This is a genomic window from Providencia sp. PROV268 (assembly GCF_028477805.1).
GTDB classification, from domain to species: domain Bacteria; phylum Pseudomonadota; class Gammaproteobacteria; order Enterobacterales; family Enterobacteriaceae; genus Providencia; species Providencia stuartii.
Window position 1 is genome coordinate 63,031 of record NZ_JAMPLW010000001.1, and the last position, 23,912, is coordinate 86,942.

General features: G+C 41.6%; 24 protein-coding genes, 3 pseudogenes and 1 CRISPR repeat array. Of the genes and pseudogenes, 8 read left to right on the forward strand and 19 right to left on the reverse strand.

Annotated features, from left to right (window positions below):
- Positions 1 to 115 precede the first annotated feature (115 nt).
- Genes PR699_RS00305 through cas6f form a run of 4 tightly spaced genes read left to right on the forward strand, consistent with a single transcriptional unit; the run spans position 116 to position 4,003 of the window.
- On the forward strand, positions 116 to 1,387 hold the full coding sequence (locus PR699_RS00305; protein WP_272572871.1) for a type I-F CRISPR-associated protein Csy1: 1,272 nt from the start codon (positions 116 to 118) through the stop codon (positions 1,385 to 1,387).
- The gene (gene csy2, locus PR699_RS00310; protein ID WP_014658070.1) at positions 1,384 to 2,331 is read left to right on the forward strand and encodes a type I-F CRISPR-associated protein Csy2; all 948 of its coding nucleotides are present in this window, start codon (positions 1,384 to 1,386) and stop codon (positions 2,329 to 2,331) included. Before PR699_RS00305 ends, csy2 begins: the two co-directional genes overlap by 4 nt.
- Positions 2,332 to 2,333: 2 nt before the next feature.
- The gene (csy3, locus tag PR699_RS00315; protein ID WP_004918643.1) at positions 2,334 to 3,359 is read left to right on the forward strand and encodes a type I-F CRISPR-associated protein Csy3; all 1,026 of its coding nucleotides are present in this window, start codon (positions 2,334 to 2,336) and stop codon (positions 3,357 to 3,359) included.
- An 8-nt stretch (positions 3,360 to 3,367) separates the two neighbouring features.
- Positions 3,368 to 4,003 (forward strand): type I-F CRISPR-associated endoribonuclease Cas6/Csy4, encoded by a 636-nt coding sequence (gene cas6f / locus PR699_RS00320; protein WP_004918644.1) that lies wholly within the window; start codon positions 3,368 to 3,370, stop codon positions 4,001 to 4,003.
- Between the two features lie 140 nt (positions 4,004 to 4,143).
- A CRISPR array of direct repeats spans positions 4,144 to 4,531; the repeat unit is 28 nt; unit sequence GTTCACTGCCGCATAGGCAGCTTAGAAA.
- A gap of 25 nt (positions 4,532 to 4,556) precedes the next feature.
- Here cas6f and PR699_RS00325 read toward each other — a convergent pair.
- From PR699_RS00325 to fliF, 15 genes and pseudogenes are all read right to left on the reverse strand, one after another.
- Positions 4,557 to 4,694: pseudogene (locus tag PR699_RS00325) on the reverse strand (type VI secretion system tube protein Hcp); the annotation flags it as partial.
- A 107-nt stretch (positions 4,695 to 4,801) separates the two neighbouring features.
- Positions 4,802 to 5,116 (reverse strand): annotated as a pseudogene (locus PR699_RS00330) (ISNCY family transposase); the annotation flags it as partial.
- Between the two features lie 855 nt (positions 5,117 to 5,971).
- The gene (fliR, locus tag PR699_RS00335; RefSeq protein ID WP_004918654.1) at positions 5,972 to 6,754 is read right to left on the reverse strand and encodes a flagellar biosynthetic protein FliR; all 783 of its coding nucleotides are present in this window, start codon (positions 6,752 to 6,754) and stop codon (positions 5,972 to 5,974) included.
- 2 nt (positions 6,755 to 6,756) lie between these two features.
- Positions 6,757 to 7,026 (reverse strand): flagellar biosynthesis protein FliQ, encoded by a 270-nt coding sequence (gene fliQ / locus PR699_RS00340; RefSeq protein ID WP_004918656.1) that lies wholly within the window; start codon positions 7,024 to 7,026, stop codon positions 6,757 to 6,759.
- 9 nt (positions 7,027 to 7,035) lie between these two features.
- Positions 7,036 to 7,779: a flagellar type III secretion system pore protein FliP gene (fliP, locus tag PR699_RS00345; protein ID WP_014658072.1), complete on the reverse strand. Its 744-nt coding sequence runs from the start codon at positions 7,777 to 7,779 to the stop codon at positions 7,036 to 7,038.
- 12 nt (positions 7,780 to 7,791) lie between these two features.
- Positions 7,792 to 8,220, reverse strand: a complete 429-nt coding sequence (fliO, locus tag PR699_RS00350; protein ID WP_004918662.1) for a flagellar biosynthetic protein FliO — start codon at positions 8,218 to 8,220, stop codon at positions 7,792 to 7,794.
- Between the two features lie 24 nt (positions 8,221 to 8,244).
- Positions 8,245 to 8,661 carry a flagellar motor switch protein FliN gene (fliN, locus tag PR699_RS00355; RefSeq protein WP_004918665.1) on the reverse strand — a complete coding sequence of 139 codons (417 nt, stop codon included), beginning with the start codon at positions 8,659 to 8,661 and terminating at the stop codon, positions 8,245 to 8,247.
- Positions 8,654 to 9,661, reverse strand: a complete 1,008-nt coding sequence (gene fliM / locus PR699_RS00360; RefSeq protein WP_004918669.1) for a flagellar motor switch protein FliM — start codon at positions 9,659 to 9,661, stop codon at positions 8,654 to 8,656. Before fliM ends, fliN begins: the two co-directional genes overlap by 8 nt.
- Before the next feature lie 5 nt (positions 9,662 to 9,666).
- Positions 9,667 to 10,149 carry a flagellar basal body-associated protein FliL gene (fliL, locus tag PR699_RS00365; RefSeq protein WP_004918672.1) on the reverse strand — a complete coding sequence of 161 codons (483 nt, stop codon included), beginning with the start codon at positions 10,147 to 10,149 and terminating at the stop codon, positions 9,667 to 9,669.
- Between the two features lie 165 nt (positions 10,150 to 10,314).
- Positions 10,315 to 11,676, reverse strand: coding sequence for a flagellar hook-length control protein FliK (locus PR699_RS00370; RefSeq protein WP_014658074.1), 1,362 nt, complete (start codon positions 11,674 to 11,676; stop codon positions 10,315 to 10,317).
- A complete protein-coding gene (gene fliJ / locus PR699_RS00375; protein WP_004918676.1) occupies positions 11,677 to 12,120 on the reverse strand; it encodes a flagellar export protein FliJ in 444 nt (147 codons plus the stop codon). It abuts the gene before it with no gap.
- Positions 12,121 to 12,130: 10 nt separating this feature from the next.
- Entirely contained in the window at positions 12,131 to 13,495 is a 1,365-nt protein-coding gene (gene fliI / locus PR699_RS00380; protein WP_004918680.1) for a flagellar protein export ATPase FliI, read from the reverse strand.
- A complete protein-coding gene (gene fliH, locus PR699_RS00385; protein WP_014658075.1) occupies positions 13,492 to 14,223 on the reverse strand; it encodes a flagellar assembly protein FliH in 732 nt (243 codons plus the stop codon). Before fliH ends, fliI begins: the two co-directional genes overlap by 4 nt.
- Positions 14,216 to 15,208: a flagellar motor switch protein FliG gene (fliG, locus tag PR699_RS00390; protein ID WP_036944176.1), complete on the reverse strand. Its 993-nt coding sequence runs from the start codon at positions 15,206 to 15,208 to the stop codon at positions 14,216 to 14,218. The genes fliH and fliG overlap by 8 nt, the downstream gene beginning before the upstream one ends.
- Positions 15,205 to 16,893: a flagellar basal-body MS-ring/collar protein FliF gene (gene fliF / locus PR699_RS00395; protein WP_014658076.1), complete on the reverse strand. Its 1,689-nt coding sequence runs from the start codon at positions 16,891 to 16,893 to the stop codon at positions 15,205 to 15,207. Before fliF ends, fliG begins: the two co-directional genes overlap by 4 nt.
- A gap of 238 nt (positions 16,894 to 17,131) precedes the next feature.
- On the opposite strand from fliF, the gene fliE reads away from it, so the two are divergent.
- Positions 17,132 to 17,443, forward strand: coding sequence for a flagellar hook-basal body complex protein FliE (fliE, locus tag PR699_RS00400; protein WP_014658077.1), 312 nt, complete (start codon positions 17,132 to 17,134; stop codon positions 17,441 to 17,443).
- Between the two features lie 672 nt (positions 17,444 to 18,115).
- Positions 18,116 to 18,234: pseudogene (locus tag PR699_RS00405) on the forward strand (IS200/IS605 family transposase); the annotation flags it as partial.
- A 135-nt stretch (positions 18,235 to 18,369) separates the two neighbouring features.
- Here the strand turns inward: PR699_RS00405 and PR699_RS00410 are convergent.
- Positions 18,370 to 19,089, reverse strand: coding sequence for a YadA-like family protein (locus tag PR699_RS00410; RefSeq protein WP_014658078.1), 720 nt, complete (start codon positions 19,087 to 19,089; stop codon positions 18,370 to 18,372).
- Between the two features lie 597 nt (positions 19,090 to 19,686).
- Here PR699_RS00410 and def point away from each other — a divergent pair.
- Positions 19,687 to 20,190, forward strand: coding sequence for a peptide deformylase (gene def, locus PR699_RS00415; protein WP_004918698.1), 504 nt, complete (start codon positions 19,687 to 19,689; stop codon positions 20,188 to 20,190).
- A gap of 40 nt (positions 20,191 to 20,230) precedes the next feature.
- On the opposite strand, the gene fliT is transcribed toward def, so the two are convergent.
- Genes fliT through fliD form a run of 3 tightly spaced genes read right to left on the reverse strand, consistent with a single transcriptional unit; the run spans position 20,231 to position 22,441 of the window.
- A complete protein-coding gene (gene fliT, locus PR699_RS00420; protein ID WP_004918700.1) occupies positions 20,231 to 20,620 on the reverse strand; it encodes a flagellar protein FliT in 390 nt (129 codons plus the stop codon).
- Entirely contained in the window at positions 20,610 to 21,008 is a 399-nt protein-coding gene (fliS, locus tag PR699_RS00425) for a flagellar export chaperone FliS (RefSeq protein WP_004918702.1), read from the reverse strand. Before fliS ends, fliT begins: the two co-directional genes overlap by 11 nt.
- A 5-nt stretch (positions 21,009 to 21,013) precedes the next feature.
- Positions 21,014 to 22,441 carry a flagellar filament capping protein FliD gene (fliD, locus tag PR699_RS00430; protein WP_014658079.1) on the reverse strand — a complete coding sequence of 476 codons (1,428 nt, stop codon included), beginning with the start codon at positions 22,439 to 22,441 and terminating at the stop codon, positions 21,014 to 21,016.
- Between the two features lie 349 nt (positions 22,442 to 22,790).
- Between fliD and PR699_RS00435 the strand changes: the two genes are divergently transcribed.
- Positions 22,791 to 23,879: a FliC/FljB family flagellin gene (locus PR699_RS00435; protein WP_014658080.1), complete on the forward strand. Its 1,089-nt coding sequence runs from the start codon at positions 22,791 to 22,793 to the stop codon at positions 23,877 to 23,879.
- Positions 23,880 to 23,912: the final 33 nt, after the last annotated feature.

A 23,912-nucleotide genomic window follows, 5' to 3' on the forward strand; every position in this document is an offset into this window, starting at 1 on the left:
TATTTTTGAACGTGATGTTTATCAGATGGGGAAATAGGATATAGCTTGAGATAAGTGGGGAGCTATCTGTGTATAAGCTAGATTAATAGATAAGTTAAGTCACAAGGGCCAAAATATGTTAGATCCAGCAATAGAAGCCTTTTTTGCTGAGCGCAAAGAAGGCTGGCTTAAAAAGAATCTAAAAGCTTCTATGAGTGAAGCAGAAGTGCATCAAATAGAGCAACAGTGTGAAGATACTTTTGCTTTATCGCAATGGTTACCGAATGCGGCAAAACGAGCAGGGCAAATATCGCTTTCGACTCACCCGTGTACCTTTAGCCATCCTAGCGCACGTAAAAATAAAAATGGCTATGTTAGTGCAATTATCGCTAATGCAAAGCAAGCGAATGATGGCTTTTTACGCTCAAGCAATGTTGCTGTAGAGCCTGATGCATTAGGTAATGCAGCGGCATTAGATGTCTATAAATTTCTTACATTACAGATGCAAGATGGGGCAACGTTATTAGCGCATATTGAAGCGGAAACGCAACTTGCAAAAACGTTATTAACTCTGAATAACGAGTCTTATCAAGAGATAAGAAATGGTTTTTTGGCAATGAGCGCAACGGATGATTCGGTGGTGACGAGTTCAAAAATCAAACAAGTCTATTTTCCGGTGTGGCTTGATGACGAAGACTATCACTTATTGTCTATTTTAACCCCTTCAGGATTGTTGTTTGAAATGCGCCGCCGCATTGATGATATTCGTTTTTCTGAACAGACTAAGACATTACGTGATCTAAAACGTAAAGGGGAATATAGCGAGGTAGGTTTTAAAGAGATTTATGGGCTCACAACCATTGGTTTTGGTGGCACTAAACCACAAAATATTTCAGTTTTAAATAATCAAAATGCAGGGAAAGCCCATTTATTGCTTTCTTTGCCCCCAGTGTTGAATATTCGAGAAACACGTTTACCAAAAACGAATTTTTTTACTGATACGATAAATCCATGGCACACCAAGGAAACATTTCAAGCTTTCCATGGATTAATTAACTTACCGAAAGATAAACGAGGTAACCGCTTTATTGAATACCGAGATAACCGAATTCAAGAATATGTGGATTATATTATCGTCATGATGTGGAAAGTTCGCCGTGCTTTGGAACAGGAAAATATCACATTACCAAATAAGATTTCCAACTATCAAAAAACATGGTTATTTCCAGATAATCAAGAACAACGAGATAATACGGATGACTGGCTCGAAATATTAATTCCAGAAATTGCTCGTCAATTTATTGCAGGCTATAAGGTAGTTAATGGCAAAAAAGCATTATTTTTAGGTAACGATGAGTTTAATGCCATTGTTGATGTTGTTGCGAGATATAAGGAATTATTGAGATGAACAATTCAATGAATCTAATAAAGCTCTCACATCTGAAAGTTCATAATGCTAATGCGCTATCAAGTCCATTCACTATCGGTTTTCCTGCCATGACAGCATGGCTAGGGTTTATGCATGCGCTAGAGCTTAAATTAAGAAAGATAGGCTTTTTAGAATTACAACTCGAGTCAATCGCGGTTATCAGCCACGAATGTAATTTACAAACGTATAAAGGTCCTAGTGATTTTGTAAGTTCAATCGTCGGTACGGGTAACCCACTCGATAAAGAGGGTAACCGTTCAGCGTTTATTGAAGAAGCCCGGTGTCATTTAGACGTTTCATTACTGATTGAATTTTCAGATAGAAATGATGAGTACGGTAATGTGTTAACGGATAAATCAATCGTTGACCGGATTTATGAGCTAATCCCAATGATGAAACTGGCTGGTGGCGATATTTTGTCTGTGGATCTGCCTCAGATGCATTATTTGCCTGCCAATGATGATATGGGGAAATATAGACGTAGCTTATTCAATAGTTTAATGCCCGGCTACGCTTTGATTGAGCGTAGAGACTTAATGGTATCTGCAATGGAAGATGGTCAAGATGCCATGGATGCGCTTTTAGACTATGTGACTGTCCATAATCAATGCGTTGAAGTAGACAGTCAAAATGAATCAAAAAATAAACACTATGAGTGGAAAGTTCAGCGTAAAACAGCGGGCTGGATTGTACCAATAGCGACAGGTTACCAAGGTATTTCCCCATTAGGTCAGGCTAAAAATCAACGAGACCCAAACGTTCCCCATCGGTTTGCGGAAAGTCTTGTGACGCTTGGTCAATTTGTCATGGTCAATAAGATAGGCCATCCCAATGAAATATTATGGAAATACAGTAATAACTTAGAAAATAGTCTCTATTTATGCCAACAAGTTGAATCAAAATATTTTACGAGCGGAGAGTAACAATGGCGAAGAATAATGATGTAGCATCAGTACTGGCATTTGAAAAAAAATTAGTTCCTTCAGATGGTTATTTTTATGGTACGAGTTGGGATCATAAATCACAATGTACACCGCTCGTGCTACAAGAAAAGTCAGTCCGAGGTACCATTTCAAATCGTTTAAAAGGTCCGGTTAAAAACGACCCATTAAAATTGAACGCTGAAGTAGAAAAAGCCAACTTACAAACAGTTGATGCTTGTGCATTAGGCACTCAACAAGATACGTTAAAGCATCAATTTACACTCAAAATTTTGGGGGGTGTAGAGACGCCATCTGCTTGTAATAATGCCTCTTTTAAAGAAAGTTATACTAAAGCGGCAAAAGAATATATTGCTAGGGAAGGTTTCCGTGAGCTTGGTCGCCGTTATGCGCATAATATTGCTAATGCACGCTTCTTATGGCGCAACCGCGTGGGCGCTGAAAAAATTGAAGTTGAAGTGAAAGTATTAAATAAAGGGCAAGAGCAGCAATGGACATTTGATGCGACACAATACAGCATTCGTAGTTTTGAAAAGCAAGATGATAAAGTGAATGAGTTAGGCGCTAAAATTGCTGCTGCACTGGCAAACAGTGAAGGGGCACTACTTCTTGAAATTACCACCTATGCCCAACTCGGGCAGTCTCAGGAAGTTTATCCTAGTGAAGAGTTGGTATTGGATAAAGGTAAAGGTGATAAAAGTAAGATCCTTTATCATGTGAACGGTCATGCGGCGATGCATTCACAAAAAATAGGCAATGCTCTACGCTCTATCGATACTTGGTATCCTGATTATAACGATGAAGTTAATAGTGCGGGGGCAATTGCTATTGAACCTTATGGAGCCGTGACTAACCTTGGTCGTGCATATCGAACTCCTAGCGATAAACAGGACTTTTATACGCATTTTGATAAATGGGCTCGTGGTGAAAAATTGGCACGACTCGAAGATGAACACTATGTTATGGCGGTCTTGGTGCGTGGTGGTGTCTTTGGGGAAAGTGACAAATAAGGTGAACTATGGACTATTATCAGGAGATCACATTACTGCCTGATTCGACGATACCGTTGGACTTTTTATGGCAAAAGGTCTATCAGCAAATACATATTGCGTTGGTAGAAAATAAGTCTGAGGCCGGTGATAGCGAAGTTGCGGTTGCATTTCCTGAATATGGAAGTGTTGGCTTCCGGTTAGGAAAAAAATTGCGTTTGCTCGCAAAGACTGAAAAAACGCTGACTCAGTTAAATATCAGTCACTGGCTAATGAGGTTAGCGGATTATGTGCATATTAAGTCGATTCAAGCGGTGCCAGAGCATGCCACGCCAATTAGTTATGTGCGTCAACATGTAAAAGGTGCAAAGCGTCTTGAACTGGATAGGTATAAGAAAGCTCAACTGTATTCAGTAAAATCAGGGCAGCCTATTGAAGTCTGTTTAAGCGCAATAAAAGAGCCTCAAACGCGTAGTCGTTTACCTTTTATTTGGATGGAAAGTCAGCAAACAAAGTCTAAAACAGAAGGCGATGGGCATCGTCCATTTCCACTCTTTATTCGGTGTGTTGCTGCGAAGGAAGCAAAGGCAGGCACGTTTAATTGTTATGGGTTAAGTCAGTCTATGGGGAAAGGCGAAGAGGTTGCCACCGTTCCACATTTTTGACCTTTTTTACCCTTGTTTTTTTGCTCTTTAAAAATTAAACATAAAAACAATAAGTTGCAGCAGACTGTAAAAAAGAAGGTATTTTGATAAAAATAGCTTTAACTGTTTGTTGTGACTTATTTTTTATTTGATACGCTATAGTTCACTGCCGCATAGGCAGCTTAGAAATTTAACATTGCATCTGCCGTGGTGGAGTTATTGTTCACTGCCGCATAGGCAGCTTAGAAATTTTGAGAAGCAAGAATGTAGTCCTTTTTAGCGTTCACTGCCGCATAGGCAGCTTAGAAAAAAAGCCTGAACACATCTAGCCTCAAAGTCTTGTTCACTGCCGCATAGGCAGCTTAGAAAACCTTGCGTTTCGTCTAATTGAATAATACTGAGTTCACTGCCGCATAGGCAGCTTAGAAAGAAGTTAAAAAGTGGCAAAACATGGCTGAAATGTTCACTGCCGCATAGGCAGCTTAGAAAATCAAGCAAGTTGCCCGTCCTTTTATTCGTCCGTTCACTGCCGCATAGGCAGCTTAGAAAAATGAAACATCTGCTTGATTTTATAATATTTTTCAAGGTGACCATTTTGGCTTGTTCTATAAAATACAAAGGTAGCTTCTAATTCTTTATTTTCGTCCAAAGTCACCGCTAATAGAGGCGAGGATTTATCAATCGGCTTTGTAAATACAACTGGTTTATATGAGGTACTTTGCTCACGAAAAGAACCATATTAGTTAGCCTCAATCACTTAGACTTCATCTTTATGACCAATTTGATAACGATTATCAATTGAGTTCTGAGATAAGCATCCTACTGAAATAAAACAAATATTTCCTCAGTGCGAGTTTGAAGTTGAGTTAAGGCTTCAAGTATATCATCATGATTGAGTATGCGTTTAGGCTTCTTTTCCGTCCGTTAGATGGCCCATTATCCGGAGGAACACCTTGAGAACGCGTATTACCATTTATCCTGAACCAATTTTATCAATTCTAATGTGCGGCCTAAGCGTTTATTATCAACAATAGTCCCTTGGTCAACTTCGGACAGCCGATCATAAATAGAATAGGGCAAAATTCCACCTTTTAAGCGGAGCTCTTTTTTCGAATTAACTCGAAACACCTCAATATCGCCATTAGCGTTTTTCGGCTCTATCTCTGAATCACGCCGTAGTATCGAAAGATTACAACGTGTACCTGATAAGAGCATCAATCAACGGACTAGGGATATTTTGGATTGCACCGTCAAAAGAAGCCCAACCTAACCAGGCTTAGCTAAGTTAATGGGCTAAAAAGCCATCATCGATAACTGACCTCGGAGAAAAGCAGACGCTGTCGCTTCACTTTTTTTGATTACAAGTCAGTAGGCTACCTATATTGTTGTATAGGTGGTTTGAAAATTAAATATATCCTAAATATAGATTAACAAATTATGATAATTCTCTGATGAGTTTTTTTTAAATAAAGATTTTACTTTTTTGTTTTTAATACTAAATTAGAGAATAGACTGAGATAGCCATAAATATACATTTTGATGCTTAGGTTGAATTATTGGGGAATAACATAGTTACTGACGTAGGTCAGCTTAGAAATCGGTAATTTTACTGTTATTTATATATGTTCACTGCTATATGAGCAGCTTTTAGAATAACCATTATTAGATTTTTATTGTCTTAATAGTATTTAAGACTAGTTAAAATTCAATTATGATTTTTATCTCTGTGTGTTATTTTTTGTGAATAATACCTCGGTAATTTTACTGTTACTATTTTCCCTTGTCTGGTGCAGTGTATAAAACGAGGGATAATTATGATGATTGAAATTTTTATAATATTTTATTTAAAAGAGATGTTATTGCGGATAATGTTATCATTCTTTTGAAAATGTATTTTTTGATAACTCAATAAAAGAACATAAGTAGGATGTTTCTATCCTACTTAATTATTTATGACCATGAATATTTCAATAATTCGCATCTTCTGAATCACCCCCCAAGTAACCCAAACATCAAGGATAGCTGCTCAAAAGCTTGATGAATCAGTCGTTCACTGTAACGAGGAAGAATCGAAATAATTAACCCAAGCATACTGATACCGATAGTTAGAGTCAGTGGAAAACCGACCACAAACACCGATAACTGCGGAGTCATTCGGTTAAGAATACCGAGAGCAAGGTTAAGTATCAGAAACAGCGTGATAAATGGTAATGCCAACATTAATCCATTAATAAAAATGCTACTCGCAAATTGAGCCAATGACCAAAAGCCATCTCGACTAAGAGGGGAAACTTGAATTGGGATCAATTCAAATGAGTGAATAAGAATATAAATTAACCATAAATGCCCATCAAATGAGAGAAAAAGCAGCAACATAATTAAATTTAGAATACGCCCCAAAATAGGCATATTTGGCCCACCGGTTGGGTCGAAGAACGTTGCAAAAGATAGCCCCATCTGTAAACCAATCACTTCACCGGCATGGCGCACAGCCGCAAATGCCATCTGCATGGTCAGTCCAATAGCCACGCCAATCACGATCTGTTGTACGATGACCCATAACCCCATCGCTGAAAATAAGGGAATGTTAACGACAGGAAGTTGCGGAGAAACTATTAAGATTATAAAAAACGCTAAGATAACTCGTACCTTAGTAATGGATTGCTTTTCATTAAAAAAGGGCGCTGTACCAAACAGCGCTAAAAGGCGTATAAAAGGATAGAAACCTTGGCTTAACCAGAGTGTGAGTGTCTCACTGGTAATCGTTAACATGATTAGCCAATAATAAAGGGCAGATTACTGAATAGCGTACGCATATAATCCAGTAATAGGTTGAGCATCCAAGGCCCTGCAATAATAATTACCGCGATGACCGACAAAATTTTAGGGATAAATGACAGCGTCATCTCATTCACTTGGGTTGCAGCCTGCAACAAACTGATCGTCAATCCTGCAACGAGTGCCGCCAACAATAGTGGGGCCGCTAACATTAAGGCAATTTTCATTGCTTCAGTGCCCAGGGCCATAACCGATTCGGGTGTCATTGTGATCCCTTAATTAAAAAAACTTTGTGATAAAGAGCCGAGTAATAATTGCCATCCATCAACCAGAACAAAAAGCATTAATTTGAACGGTAAAGAGACAGTTGCGGGTGGTACCATCATCATCCCAAGCGCCATCAAGACACTGGCAACCACTAAGTCAATGATCAGAAATGGAATGAAAATAGTGAAACCAATTTGGAATGCGGTTTTTAGTTCGCTAGTGATAAATGCAGGTACTAAAATCCGCATTGGAACATCTTTTGCCTCTTGGATCTCACCGACTTTGGCAATGCGTGCAAAAAGAGCCAAATCACTTTCTCGAGTTTGCCCTAACATAAAAGTACGAAAGGGGGCTGTGCCGCGTTCTAAAGCGGTTTCTAAACTGATTTTATCTTCACTAAATGGCTGATAAGCTTCACGATAGGCTTGGTCGGCAACAGGCGACATCACAAAAAATGTGAGAAATAACGCAAGGCCTAATAGTACTTGGTTTGGTGGTGCAGAAGGGGTTCCAAGCGCATTACGCAGCAAACCTAGCACAATGATAATGCGCGTAAAACTTGTCATCATCAATAACAGTGCAGGGATAAAACCCAGCAATGTTAGAAAAAGTAAGGTTTGGACAGGTAACGACCAACTTTGCCCACCATCGGGTAATGTTCGACTGATTACAGGTGGTAATGATGCTAGAGCTTGCATAGGCAGCATCAATAATAACGAAGCGATCATTGCTGGGGATTTCACAGAAAACATGAGCGCTTCCAGTTAGTTATAATTAGAGAGATTTGAAGCCGCATGGTTGGCGGCATCTTGTTTTTTCTTTAGGATAGACTGAAATGTGAGTGGCTCAGTCACTGAAGTGAGTGCAGTTTCATTTTTAGCTGGGCATTGATGGAGTAAATTAACAGATTGTGCCGTGACACCAAGCACCAGCCATTCGTTATTCATTTCAACCACAACAACACGCTCTTTATTGCCTAGTGAGCAACTCGATTTGACTTTTATTAATGAGGGTTTACCTAAATTTCTAGGCGCAAAACCAAGTTTTTTCACTAGCCAAGCACCGGCCAATATCAACAAAATGATGCCACCTAACGCCCCTGAAACTTGCACTAAACTATCGCTATTGCTAATCGCAGGGGATATTTGGCTGCTAGGTTGTTCGGTCTGGCTGATAAAAGGTGTTGTTTTCATTTCAGTCTAGTCTCCGCTGTCTTATTAACGACTTAAACGGCGCATACGCTCTGAAGGTGTAATGATGTCCGTGATACGGATACCGTAATTATCAGAAACGACTACAACTTCACCTTGTGCAATTAAGTAACCATTAATGAGAATATCCAATGGCTCACCGGCTAATCCATCGAGAGAAACGACAGAGCCTTGTGACAAACTTAATAGCTTTTTAATCGTCATTTTTGTGCGCCCCAGTTCGACAGAGAGGCGAACGGGGATATCCATAATAAGATTGATATCAGAAAGCTGATTGAGTGCATTTTGCCCATCAAGATTTGCAAACGCCTGTGCACCGGCAGAGGCGGATTCCGCTTTCTTTTGTTGCTCCAGTGCCTCAGCCCATAAGTCCTCACTGTCGTGATTGGTTGATGCATCAGGAGAATTCTTCGCCTCACTCATTGGTACTTTCCTCATCTAGAGTGTTTAAAACAGGGTTAATCAAATGTTCTACACGCAATGCATATTGGCCATTTTGGGTTCCGTATTGACTGGTCAACACAGGCACGCCATCAACACTAACGATGAGGCGATCTGGCTTCTCAATAGGGATAACATCCCCTTTTTGCAATTGCAGTAAGCGAGATATCCGCAGTGGAATATCGACAAAATTTGCGACTAGCTCTAACTCTGAGCGCTTGACTTGGGTGACTAAATTACTCACCCAAGCTTCATTTTCTTGATGTCCTTGCTCCACAGGTGGGTTAATCAACCGTTCACGTAACGGTTCAATCATGGCAATAGGGATACAGATACTGAATTCACCAATGGTATTTCCTATCTCGACTAAGAAAGGTGTCGTGACCACGATGTCATTAGGCGATGTCGTAATATTGGTAAACTTCACCTGCATTTCGGAACGAACATATTCCACATCAATATCAGCGATAGGCCTCCAAGCATCACGGTAAGCGCTTAATGCCAATTTCAGCATACGATGAATAATGCGCTGCTCGGTATTGGTAAATTCCTTGCCTTCTGAGCGAACAGGAAAACGTCCATCGCCACCAAATAAGTTATCGACCGCGATATACACCAGCGCAGGTTCGAATGTGAATAATGCCGTACCGCGTAACGGTGGCATATGAATAAGGTTCAAGTTTGTAGGAACAGGTAAGTTACGAGCAAATTCATGATAAGGCTCGATTTTTATGCCACCAACAGTAATGTCAGGGCTACGGCGTAACATATTAAACAACCCCATACGGAATTGGCGTGCAAACCGCTCGTTAATAATTTCGAGTGATTGCATCCGCTCCCGAATAACACGACGTTGGGTATTCGGGTCGTAAGGGCGAACCTGCTCTTTGTCTTTAGGTTGTGTCGCTGATTCATTTGACGATGGTGCGTCATCATTGAGCAACGCATCGATTTCAGCCTGAGATAAAATATTATCGCTCATCTGAATTACCGCAAAATAAATGTCGTAAATAACACGTCGGTGATCTCCTGATCGTTTTCGCCGGGGATCACAGTTGGAGACAAAGTTTTTTTAATGGCTTGCATTAATTGCAATTTACCGTCATGAGTACTGAGTGCTTTCGGCTTCTGCTCTGATAGCAATAACAACAAACGGCTACGGACTTCAGGTAGAAAATCATGCAGTTGCTTGCGTGATTTCTCATTTGCTAATCGTAACGTGATATTGATATACAGAACCCGATCGGGGGATTCGTTCAGTCCCGGAAGGTTGACGGTAAAAGGTTCTAAATCCATAAAAATAGGTTGGGATAGCTTAGGTGATTTCTCTTCCTCATTAACTGAATTTGCCGTCTGTTGCGTTGTCCACCATGTATAACCACCAAAACCCGCACCGGCAATGGCGAGAAGGGCGAACAGCACGAGCAACCCTTTGTTTGAATTCTTAGATGTATTGCTTGAAGACGACATGTTAGCAAAATTCCTATTTATGAAGACCAAACCCACCTCGGGGTTTTTTACTTTGTTATCTTTAGCATTATGGCTTGATTGAGCCAGACTAAAGGGGGGAAAAACGAAACAAAAAGGGGGTAACTCGGCGCTTTAATTACGAAATCACCACCTCTCGTTTAAAAATTAAGCGAATGTATCGATCCCACCTCGTGTGCGAATGGTGGAAGTCGTCGGTGACACTGCCGCCATCTCAGTACTTGTCACGCTGCTAAGCGTTTGTCCGCCATACAGATTTTTTTCGTGACCTTGCTCTGAGTGCGTATCCGCATTCGATTGATCACTAAAGTTATCTTGCCCAACCGAGCCTTGAGCCAAATGGATGCCACTTTCTTGTAACGCATTACGTAAGATTGGCATCATGGTTTCCATCGCGGCACGTACTTGACTGTGAGGCGACACAAAATGCATAACGGCTTGGTTATCTTCAATGCGTAGGTGAACATTTAACGAGCCAAGCTCTTCCGGATGTAAGCGAATTTGTGCATGTGAGACTCCTTGGCGTGAGAAAAACAGCATATGTTGGTTCAATTGCTGTTGCCAGGCTTCACTGCCTAATGGTACTCCCGGCTGCATGGGGATAACGGGCACATTCGTCGAAACTATTTGAGAACTGTTAGGCAGCGGCGTTAAGCTGACCGTTTGAGTGGGTGATGAAGGTGCCATTTGAATGGCATCACTGCCCGTTGTCGGGGTAAATGCCCCTTTAATTAGGGCGCCGTTATCTGCCGCCGCAAAGGTAGGCACGATGGAGTTTGGTGCCTCTTTATCCGCCAGTTTTTTATTTAATGGCATAAAGTCTGAGGATAAGTTTTTGGTTAAGCTCTCGCGGCCTTCATTGAGTGAGAAAAGTGGTTGATCTTTACGCGGCTCTCGCTCATTTTTAATGAAAGCCCCTAATGATGGCGATTCTTCTTCGCCGGCTAATTGCATTTGAGCACTTAGGTCAATTGGCTCATCCATTGTTGCCATCGCCACCAACGAGTCATTTAAAGGTTGAGTTTTTTGGGCAAATGGCACTAAAGCCGCTCGCTGACCATCAGCAAATTTTGTTGTTGCTGACGACAGGGTTTGCTGATCAACGGCATTTTTCAGGTTAGCTAACCACACTTGCTCAACAGCGTCTGATTGCGCCAATAATTGCGATTGTAAAGCAGGTTGCTCGCTACCGTTGCGTAAGTGGCGGCTATAATTTAGTTGCTCAATTGCCTGCTCTGCCTGTTCCTTTTCTTTTCCCGTGGATGGCTCATGGGCTTTGGTTGTTAAACGCTCATCAGCACTTGCAGGTTTTTGATTAGCCTGCTTGTCCATCGTTGGTTCAGACGTAGACGCTTTTTGTGGCGTGGGTTGCTGGCTTTCCAACGCGGCTTGAAAAGGCACCACCGCCTCTTGGTTATCATCAGCACGTGATTGATTTGGCTGCGTATGGCCGTTTTTAGCGCCATTTGCTGCCGTAATGGCTGGAGAGCCTGTATTATTGACGTCCATTTATTGATTTCTCCGTAACATTGCGCGCTGAGCATATTCATCCATCTGCTTTTGCTCTAGGCGGTTTAAACGTTGGTTTTTAGTTTGCTCAGCACGTTGAATTAAAGTGTCGAATGCATTGACGCGTTGCTGTTTTTCTTGCCAATGGCGGTTAGCTTCGCTAACACGTTGCTCCCATAATGAAAGCTGTTGCTGCTGTTGCTCAATGGTGAGTTCTAATGTGACTAAAAACTGCTGGTAGTTTTGCCATTTATCAGCATCTATCCCACTGTGCAGTGTTTGGTTTAATTTTTGCCGATATTCAGCCTGATAGTTCTCTAACATATTGAGTTGTTGAGTCATTTGTACCTGCGTTTGTCGAACTTGGGCCAACACCTTTGCGGCTTCTTCAGAGGCCTCAACGGCTAAACTCAATAATGTATCTAACGCATTGTTTTTACTCATTTAACCCTCATTACTCATTTGGAACAGCATGCACCAATTGTTCGCAAGCACTTTGATAATCGCAGCGCTCATCAATGTCTTGTTGTAAAAACTTCGACATACGGGGGTAATATTGGATTGCCATATCTAACAGCGGATCACTGCCTGTTGCATACGCACCCACATTAATCAGATCGCGGTTGCGTTGATAACTGGAGGTGAGCTGCTTGAAGCGTTGGATTTGGCGATAATGTTGTTTATCAATTAACTCTGTCATCGCTCGGCTGATTGATGCCTCAATATCGATAGCCGGATAGTGGCCTGATTCCGCCAGTGATCTTGATAGCACGATATGCCCATCGAGAATGGCGCGGGCAGAATCTGCGATAGGATCCTGTTGGTCATCCCCTTCGGTTAATACGGTATAAAAAGCGGTAATAGAGCCACCATTTTTGCCGTTACCTGCCCGTTCGACTAATGCAGGTAATTTGGCAAAAACAGAAGGTGGATAGCCTTTTGTTGCAGGAGGTTCACCGATGGCTAAGGCAATTTCTCGTTGAGCCATACTGTAACGGGTGAGGGAATCCATGATCAGCAATACGTTTTTTCCTAGGTCACGGAAGTACTCGGCAATCCGTGTCGCATAAGAAGCCCCTTGCATACGTAATAGTGGCGAGACATCAGCAGGTGCCGCAACCACAACGGCACGTTTTAAGCCCTCGGCCCCTAAAATATTTTCGATAAAATCTTTGACCTCACGACCACGCTCACCAATCAAGCCAACCACAATAATGTCAGCCTGAGTGAAACGCGCCATCATGCCGAGTAAAACACTTTTTCCGACCCCTGAACCTGCAAATAGCCCCATGCGTTGGCCTCGCCCAACGGTCAGTAAGGCGTTAATGGCGCGTACGCCCACATCCAAAACACTATGGATAGGCGTGCGTTCTAATGGGTTAATAGGAGGCGTGATCAATGGCGCCCGTTGCTTGGCGTCTAATGGGCCTTTTCCATCGAGCGGTGTACCTTGCGCATCAAGAATACGTCCTAATAGTTCATCCCCTAATGGCAACAAACGACTGGTTTGTCCATCATCACCGTTAGTTTGTGCATAGACGCGCGCGCCCGGCGCAATCCCTTCTAGGTCAGCAAGTGGCATCAGTAGCATGCGTGGGCCATTAAAACCGACAACTTCACAAACCACTTCGTCATGGCGATCGTTAATGGCTCGTTCGACAAAGCAGGTGGCGCCTAATGGCATCTTGATCCCTTCTGCCTCCATGACTAACCCGGTTATTTTTGTCAGTCGTCCATAGCGACGTATCATTGGGATCCCTTTCATTCGGGATTCAAAGCCTTCAAGTGCAGCAATCCAGCGACTCATTCGTACGGTCATGAGAGTGTCTCCGGCGCGTAGAGGCGGCATAGCTCTTGCCAGCGCGTTGCCACTGTCATATCGATTTCGCCATCTTCAGCGACGACACGACAACCACCAAGATGCAGCTTCGGATCGCCAACTAAGCGCCAGCCATTCAAATTCAGCAGCGAGCCTAAATGTTGCTCGATCAATGCTGTGTGAGCTGGGTTAACGTGTAGTTCAGGTTGCCCAGAAAACAGCGGTTTTTGCTGTAACAAATGGCTGATCTCTTCCAGCAAGGCCGTGCCATCACAAATGGTGGATTGACCGAGCACTTGTTTTGCGGCAGTTAAAGCAATTTGTAAAAGCTTAGTGGTGATCACGGTATCGAAACTATCTAATGAATAATGAAATTCAGATAGCAGCTTTTGCCATGTATCAATAATTGGTTGCTCTTGAGCCAGTGCTTGCTGGCGGCCTTGCTCTGTACCTTCGCGTTGGCCTTGCTCAAAACCAGCTTGATAGCCTTCTTTTTTACCTAGCTCATAACCTTGTTGGAAACCTGTTCGTTGAGCTTCTTCTTTTAAGTTATCAAGAATATTAATTTGTTCGAGTACCTCTTGGGGTTCAAGACACGGTACTGCTGGTTTGGTTGGCTCAGGGAGTTCCTCCGGTGAAGAGACACCGGAGGCGTTGAGATCCCATTGATTCAGTTCGCGCAACTGCCAAGGTTGCCATGCTTCTGGATTAATCGGGGATTTAGACATAGACATCGTCTCCACCACCGATGGTGATCTCGCCTTTTTCTGCTAGGCGACGGACAACCATAAGAATAGCTTTCTGCTCGTTTTCCACTTGAGACATGCGTACTGGTGAACGGGATTCCAAATCATCGCGCACAATTTCAGCCGCACGAACAGCCATATTGTTGAGGAAGTGGTCGCGTAGAGCTTGATTGCAGCCTTTGAGCGCAATAACCAGAGAGTCGTTGGAGATCTCTTGTAGGATGCGTTGAATACTGCGATTGTCGACTTCGATAAGGTTTTCAAATAGGAACATTTCATCAATAATGCGTTGTGCCAATTCACCATCGTAATCGCGCATTGCGTTGATAACGCTTTCTTCTTGCTGATTTTTCATTAAGTTAATAATTTCAGCCGCTGTTCTTACGCCACCCATTTTGCTGCGTTTGAGATTTTGTCCATCAAGCAGATTATTGAGGACTTCCGTCAGTTCTGCTAAAGCAGCAGGTTGCACACCACCAAAGGTTGCGATACGCAACATAATGTCATTGCGTTGACGCTCTTCGAACAGCTCTAAAACATCGGCAGCAAGGTTACGCTTAAGGTGAACTAATATGGTTGCGATAATTTGTGGATGCTCATCACGAATAATATCGGCCACAGTTTGTGGCTCCATATAGTTAAGACTTTCAATACCCGATGTGCTCTCTTGCTTATCGAAAATATCTTCAAGTAGGCTAGCTGCGCGCTCTTCACCCAGCGCTTTAACCAGTACCGAACGGAGATAATCATTGGTATTGATATTTAATGCCGCAAATTGAATCGCCGATTCTTCAAACTCAGTGAGCACTTCTGCTAACTCATTGTTAGAGATTTGGCGCATGTTTGAAACAGCCATACTTAGTTGCTGCACTTCTTTTGGGTTCAAATGCTTAAAGACCTCAGCGGCCTGATCTTCGCCGAGAGTCATTAGCATCACGGCACTTTTTTCGGTTCCACTTAACATTATTGTGCTTTTCCTAACCACTGACGGATAACCATTGCCACGACTTGTGGATCTTTTTCAGCCATTTCACGAATACGCTGACTTTGGATCTCTGCACTCACACGTTGGCGAGTTAAGCGACGACGGGTTTGTTCGTCCATATCTTCATTAATTTCTTCATCGACCACGAGAGGGGTTTTAGGCTGAGCCGCCACAAACACTTCTGCCGCCGATTGGGCTTGTTGAGTTTGACGATATTTCACCCATTGTGGTTTGACGCCGAAACGCCACATCAACCAAGCAATGATGGCTATCAAGATGATTTTGCCGTAATCCAACACTTGAGCGATAAATTGAGGGTTTTCAAGCATGGATGGTTGTTCTTCAACGACAGTATTGTTGGTAAACAATGAGTTAGTGATACTCAGTGAATCGCCGCGTGTGCTGGAATAGCCCATCGCTTCACGGGTTAACGACTCAATTTGCTGCATCATTTCTGGTGATAATGGTTTCATCTGTTGTGTGCCATCTTCACCATCTTGCGGCAAATAGTTGATGATCACAGCTACGGATAGTCTGTCGATAACGCCAATTTGACGTTGGGTATGGCTAATTTTGCGATCGACTTCGTAGTTTGTGGTTTCATCACTTTGTGAAAGGCTAGATCCATTATTAGAAGGGCTATTTTGTGCCGAATTTGCACCTTTATTATCGGTAGAAATAGGGGCACTTGGCGCACTTGGTGGCTGATTAGATAGCGCACCTGGCACACCGCCTACACCACTGGTATTGTTTTGCGAGCTTTGGCTATTTTGGCGAGAGCGTACGGCTGCGCTATTTGGCGTTTGATTAGGCTTATACTCTTCGGAGGTTTGTTCAACCTTCGAAAAATCCATTTGTGCCGTGACTTGGGCATGCACATTAGCGCGCCCCACTAAAGGCGAAATGATGTCTTCAATGCGCTGTTTTAGATGGGATTCCATCTCTTTGGTCATTTTAATTTGCGCATTGTTGGCAGATTGTTGGCTATTATCATTATTTGTGAGCAAGCGACCCGTTTGATCAACGATGGTCACGTTAGCCGCCGTTAGGCCAGAGACACTGCTTGATACCATATGGACAATTGCCGTGATTTGTCCTTCGTCTAGCATGCGTCCGGGCAATAAGCCGACGGTCACCGAAGCGGTGGGGAGTTTCTGTTCACGGACAAATAATGTCGGTTTGGGGATAGCTAAATGCACTCGTGCATTTTGAACAGGACTGAGTGATTCAATCGTGCGCGATAATTCACCTTCTAATGCACGTTGATAGTTAACTTGCTCACTAAATTGGCTAATCCCAAACTGCTCTTTATCTAATAGTTCAAAGCCTGTATTGCCACCTTTAGGTAATCCTGATTGTGCCAATTTCAGACGAAGTTCATGAACTTTTTCGGCGGGTACTAAAATTGCACTGCCGTTATCCGCAATTTGATACGGTACGTTCATTTGGGTTAATTGGCTGACAATATCACCGCCATCTTTTGCGCTGAGATTGCTTAACAATACACGATAATCCGGACTGCGTAGCCAAAGAAGTAGGGCGACAACGACGGCAATCGCTGCGGCGCCAGCAATCATTAATGGGATTTTTGGGGATGCTTTGAAGCGTGCTGCAATAGATGCAAACCCTTTTGAAGCTTCTCCCGTCTCTTTCGATGCGGCACTCATAGATATTCCCTGCCTTGCAGAATCAACAGATGAAAACACTTTTGGCGAAACAATGTTATTCCCTCTTCGTAACGTCACTTTTTTACGCTGCTATTATTGATGACTCTGATAAATCTAATGACGGAATCAGCCTATCATTTTGGTGTTATTTATCGGCTTCAAGTTAAAAAGGCTGTGTTAGGGTATGCAGCTATATAAAACAGCGATGGTTGTTCGCACAGACATTGAAGAGAAGAAAATGACAATCCAAGCAATTGAAGGGGTGTTGTCGCAGCTACAGACAACGGCATTACAGGCCGCAAACCATCAAAAACCGGTGGTTGAACCCGTTGGATTTGCCGATCATCTGGTTTCAGCGGTTAATCAAATCAATACCGTGAGAAACCAATCGGCAAAACAGATAGAAGACTTTACATTAGGTAAAAGTAATGTCTCGTTAAATGATGTTATGGTGGATATGCAAAAAGCCAGCTTGAGCCTACAAATGGGGATCCAAGTGCGTAATAAGTTGGTTGCGGCGTACCAAGAGGTGATGTCGATTCCTGTTTAGCAGTCGCCCTCGCTCGTCACCTTTTTCACCTAACGATGTTGTCCACACTCGTTCGCCCTAGTGACATGCTTATGTATGCTCCTAGGGTTTCTTGCCTTTGCTATTTTGTCGGAACACTAATGTTATAGCGCTAGCTTGCCACTGTTTGCACCCTCGTGTGTTGGCGACGCTCGCCCTCGTTACATACTTGTGTATGCTCCTAGAGTCTCTTTCTTTTATTACTTTGTTGGAGCACAAAAGTCATAGAGCTAGATATTGGGTCAATTATACCTTGCAAAAGAAGGCACAGAGGTATTGGCTCCGCGAGTGAAAAACTTAAATGGAACGCTACATTAATAAATTAAAGATAAGCTATGTCATCATATATTGGGTTGAGGGATTAATTTACGTGTTTTTTTAGACAACTACTCTGTTGATTAAATTGTTTTGAACATTTTTGGGGTGGATAAATAAATATTTTAACTGTTTCTTTTTACTTTCAATTGAAGCAGAAAGTTGAGAAGGCGCTCAGTAAATGGAAACAGTTCATTGTATATAGAAAACCCCAGCTAGGCGGGGGGGCCGTAAAGCTTTCAGCTTTGAATAAGATATAAGACCCCCTTTTGATTTGTTAAAACATCTTGCGGCCTGGCAACGGCAAGAGTCAAACAAGAAATCAAAAGGGGGGTTCCAATGGGAGACGAAAAGAGCTTAGCGCATACACGATGGAATTTGCACCCAAATATAGAAGACAAGTTTTTCACGGTGAAAAACGTAGAGCGGTAGGCAGTATTTTAAGAAAGTTATGTGAGTAGAAGAATGTCAGAGCCGTTGTGCGCCTGTTAGGGCGCGGCAGGTAACAAAGCCTTATCGGCGCATATTAAAAACCTCCGGCTACGCCGGAGGATATTTTTTACTTAAGCATAAGTATCATCAAAAATGATGAGTTACCAACCAATGGCGATACCTGCACCAACAACCGCACTATCGGCATTATTCCATGCGATAGAGCTACGCAGATTCAGATCCTTTTTTAATTGGTATTGTGCTCCAGCAGCAATAGCATTGCCATTACGGTAATGACCCAAGCCAATGCCAGCACTAAAACGTGTATTTAACGAATAAGGGATATTAGACATAGCCGCCACAGAAGCGATACCTGAGTTGGCCTGTTTTTCCATTTTAGTGATTTTTTTATCTAGCTGGGTAAAACGTACTTTATTGAAGGCTTGTGTGTTATCGAGATTTTGCTGGAAATGGGCAAACCTATTTTGATTTTCAGCTTGGATTGTACTGTGTTGTGAATCGAGTAACTCAAGCTTATTGTCTAAATCACGGTGATGCTCAATCAATCGGTTATCAATATAATCATTGTTAATATTAATCGACTGTTGGATCTTTTCATCAATCTCCGTGATCGTCGGCGTCACTTTTTTATCTTGTTTGATGAGTTGTTGATACACTAACTCTTCTAGGGTAGGTATTTCGATATTTTTTGCTTGTTCTGCCCTGTAATGTTTGAATAATTCAGCGGCTTTTTGGAACTCAGCTAGTGACTCAGCGACATCGAAGGCAACCTCTGTTGCGCTCGGAAATAGGGGGGCCGCCTGTGCTGAATGTGAAAGTGCTAATACCGCCATTGAACTCGCCAATAACGTTTTTTTCATGTTGATATCCTTATTAATGAAATAAACGCCTCTAATTTTTGCTTCTATTACATTCAAAAAGAGGCATTAATTTATATTAGAGTTAATGGCCACTTTTGAATATTCTAATATTACTCTCAATGATATCGTAAAAAGTGATTTGGTATGAATTAAGCGCGGTTTTATACACTTTATAAATGATAAAATAAAAGCAATATGCCATGATATTTTAATTTTACTATTATCATAAATAACGGAGATTAAAATATTAGCATTTTGAATGTATTTTCTGAGATAACGATTTTTATTAATTTATATTATTAATTAATCATATGGTTAAAACCTTAGCATAGTTAGGGTTGCTAAGCTGCGATGGGGCGACGATAAACGATGTAGCAATAAAAATAAACGGCTATTATTTTTAGTGTTTTTTTCTAGATAACATGTTATTTTTCTGTGAAATTATAGGGTGTTTTATTTTTAGGTCAACCTAGTTGATCTTGATGTGATTTTTTTAGCTAGTGGGTAATGCCATTTTTTGCATCTTATCGTCAATTTAAAAAGACGATAATGCGTAATAGTTTGAATAAAGAGTATGACAGATAGGATTTTTGAGATATGGCAGTAAGAGCTATTATTGAGATACCCGATGAGCGGTTACGCGTTAAATGTGACCCAGTCACCGACATTGCGGCAGCACAGCCATTAATTGATGATTTATTGGATACCATGTACAGCACCGATAATGGTATTGGCTTAGCAGCGACGCAAATTGGCGCAACATTATCGGTGATGGTGATTGATATTTCTGAAAACCGTGATCAGCCTATGGTATTTGTTAACCCTGAAATTATTGAAAGTGAAGGGGAAACGAGCTACCAAGAAGGTTGTTTATCCGTGCCTGAAATTTATGCTGATGTGGCACGTTTTAAGCGCGTAAAAGTTAAGGCGCTAGATAGAGACGGGAAGGCGTTTATCACCGATTCTGATGAATTTTTGGCGATTGTGATGCAGCATGAAATTGACCATTTGCATGGAAAGGTTTTTCTTGATCATTTATCGACCTTAAAACGCAATATGCTGTTGAAAAAACTAAAGAAACAGCAGCGTTTAAGACAGTAATCGATCCATAAGTGTCAGGTAGGCCGCCTGACACACATGGCTATTCAATGGGTTTTATTGTTATTGGCGTATCTGGCTCATTAAATTGGCCGTAGCTATTATTGAGTGCTCGTTTTTGGTCCAGTTGCTTCATTTCTTTACTTAAAAAATCTAAGTGCTGTTGTAAATGTGTTTTCGTGATCTGCTCGTTCTCAATAATTTGATGTAATAACCTAACCAACTCATCGGTGATGGGTTGGTGTGCTTCAAACTCATGAGTTAGCTGCGTTAAATTTTCGACGGCATAAACATATTCTGTTTCGTGGGCAACTAACTGTTCCCACTGTTGTGCTTCTGCGAGTGCGACTAAATTTTCACTTAATGCTAAGACATCACGATAGATTTCATATAAATCGGTAGGTTTTTTATTATTCACCTGGTTATCTTTCATCCACATTTGCCCCGATCTGTTGCCAAGCTGACGCGATATCGGAGAGTAATTGGTAAACTTCTTGGATATAAGCCACATTATTTTCAAGATTAGCATTTAATAGGCGCATGATCATATAGTCATAAAGACTTGCAAGATTATCAGCGATTTCACCTCCGGCCTCATGGTTGAGCGCCTGTTTCAAACCTGTGTCAATAATATCGATTGCTTTAGAAAGTTCTTTGCCTTTTGCAGCGATATTATTTTGTTGCATAAAAATTTCAGCACGTTTGAGGGCGCTTAACGCCCCTCGATAGAGAATGCTAATCAGTTGGTATGGGGTCGCATTGGCAATTTCACTTTCCAAATCGACTTGTTGGTAGGCTTGTTTTGCTTTTTGCTGATACATAATTATTAACCTAACAGTCTGCCTAATGAGTTACTGGTGCTATTGAGTGAATTCATCATTTTATCTAAATTTTGGAATTGGCGGCGGTATAAATCCATGGTGTTTTCAATCTGCTTATTAGTTTGTTCAATACGCTTATCAAGGCTTTTCTTTTTCTTTTGTACGCCATCAGTCGCGTTATGCAGTGTGCCTTCGCGGGCATCGAGGGTATCTTTTAAGAAATTAAAGTTCTCGGTTGCAAAGCCTGTCTCTTTACCATCCCCCATAAAGAAACTTTTGACGCTACCAGGATTCTCTTTTAACGCTTTTTCGAACTTTTTATCTTCTATCTCTAATGTGCCATCAACTTTTTGTGTGATCCCCATTTTATTTAATAAATTAATTTCACCACTATCTTGTGCTGAACGTATTTGAGTACGTAATTGGCTTTGAATTGTGCGTAATGTCGAATCACCGATAAGTGGACCATTGGTTTTATCTGGGGCGGTTCCTTTCGTTGTTGGCGTATATTTGGTCAATTCTTTGGCTAAATTCTGGAATTCGTTATAGGCGTCTACCCACGCTTTAATTTTTGCTTTAGCGGGCTCAATATCTTCAGAAATGATCAAATGGTCAGGTTTTTTGTCTTCACTCTCTTTTTTCAATGTCAAAGTGAGTCCAGGAAAGAGATCTTTTGCTTCATTGCTTTGTGATTCAAGTTCAAAACCATCAATATTTAGCAAGGCATTTTGCGGGGGAACTTTTTGCTCCATGCCGATGTTTTCTTTATCTTTTAAAACGACATTTCCACCACTGTCTAGTTCAGACTCAACATTCAGTATTTTAGCGAGCTCGTCATCACCTTCAACTTTGATATTAATACGGTGTTCAGTACCTTCTTTTTTGGAGGTAACGACAAGATGATAACGATTACTTTTATCTTTGATCACCGCGGCGGTGACCGTTTTATCTGTTTTATTGATAGCATCAGCGATTTCAACCAAAGAGGTGTGTTCATTATCAAGTTTGATAATAATGGGATCTTCTTCAGCAGGCTGAGTAATAGTGATAGTTCGCTCTGCGTTACCGTTACCTAATAATTTTTTATTATCATCATGGCCTTCAGTCGCAATAGTTTGTGCTTTCGCAAGTTGAGTGACTAGGACATCATGAACCCCAGCTACGGCCTTGCCATCTGTTTTAACGTCGAAGCTTTTATATTCACCGTTCACTTTGGTGGTGCTGATATCATTGTATTTTTTAAGATCTTCCGCCGCTTTTTTTAATTTTTCTAGAGATGACTGCATCTTACCAAAAGCGCTAATCTGTGCATCATAGCTGGCTTTTTGTGCCGTTAATGGCTCAAGGCGACGTTTTTCCATCGCTTCAAGTTGGTCCATTTGGTTATTTAAGTCTAAGTTTGCCCCGATACCGAGTGTCGATATACCAGCCATTGTTCTCTCCTAAAAAATTATTCTCATTTACAGGGTTATCGGCGAGAAGAACGGAAATCTTAGACTAAGTCGATAAATAATGATGGCAGGAGTTGACCCTACAAAACAGGGTATTTATCTCTATTGATAATCAATAATTTAAAATTTGCGGTTTATAAATTTATTTTGACAAAATAATTTACCGCTTGGAGCGGGGCGGTAGCTGGGTTTCTCGCTTTGAGATAAAAAATTTTTGTCGAAATCCCTAAAGCCCTTTTTTATGCCGCCGATAATGGTATTGCTGGCAACAAACTGTAAAGCCTAACAGATTGGCTAACTTTATTATTACGGAATAACAAGGACATATATTATGGCACAGGTTATCAACACTAACATCCTGTCTCTGACAACTCAGAACAACCTAAACCGTTCACAAAGCGTACTGGGTACTGCAATTGAGCGTCTATCTTCAGGTTCACGTATCAATAGCGCAAAAGACGACGCAGCAGGTCAAGCGATTGCTAACCGTTTCACTGCTAACATCAAAGGTTTGACCCAAGCTTCTCGTAATGCGAGCGACGGTATTTCAATGGCGCAAGTTGCTGAAGGCGCAGTTAACGAAATCAACGAAAACTTGCAACGTATCCGTGAACTGACTGTTCAAGCAGCTAACGGCAGTAACTCTGACAGCGATATCACTTCAATTCGTGATGAAGTACAACAACGTCTGGATGAAATCGACCGTATCTATCAACACACTGAATTTAACGGAACACAAATTCTAAATGGTGACACTGTTTCTTACCAAGTGGGTGCGAAAGATGGTCAAACTATCAGCATGGAAATGCAAAAAATGGATCTTGATACATTAGGTATCAAAGATTTTAAAGACAAAGTTGAGAAGGTTTCTGCGGCTGCAGCTGGTCCAAAAGAGCCAGCAAGTAAAGGCACTGAGGTTATTTTGGATACTAAAAATGTGGCTGTTGATTTAGCAGAAGCAACACCAAAGTCTGTAGCTGAATACAAAGTGTATAAGGATACGTCAGGTACTGACCAATTCTTTATTCATGATACTAAAGAAAATAAATGGTTTAAGGCAACTAAAGATGATTCAACAGCATCAGGTACGGTTCAGTATGTGAAAGGTGCTGAGATCACTGGTCTAGGTGGTGGTACTGCTGCAAAATCTGACGCATTAGATACTTTAGATACTGCACTGAAAAATGTGGATTCATACCGTTCTAAACTGGGTGCATTCCAAAACCGTATGCAATCTACTATCAATAACCTGAACAACTCAGTCAACAACTTGAGTGCAGCACGTAGCCGTATCCAAGACGCTGACTTTGCAACAGAAGTGTCTAACATGAGCCGTGGTCAAATCCTGCAACAAGCAGGTACTTCAGTTCTGGCACAAGCAAACCAAGTTCCACAAGGTGTTCTGAGCCTGTTACGTTAATTCGTCACGGATTAATATCAGTGATTGAAGGCC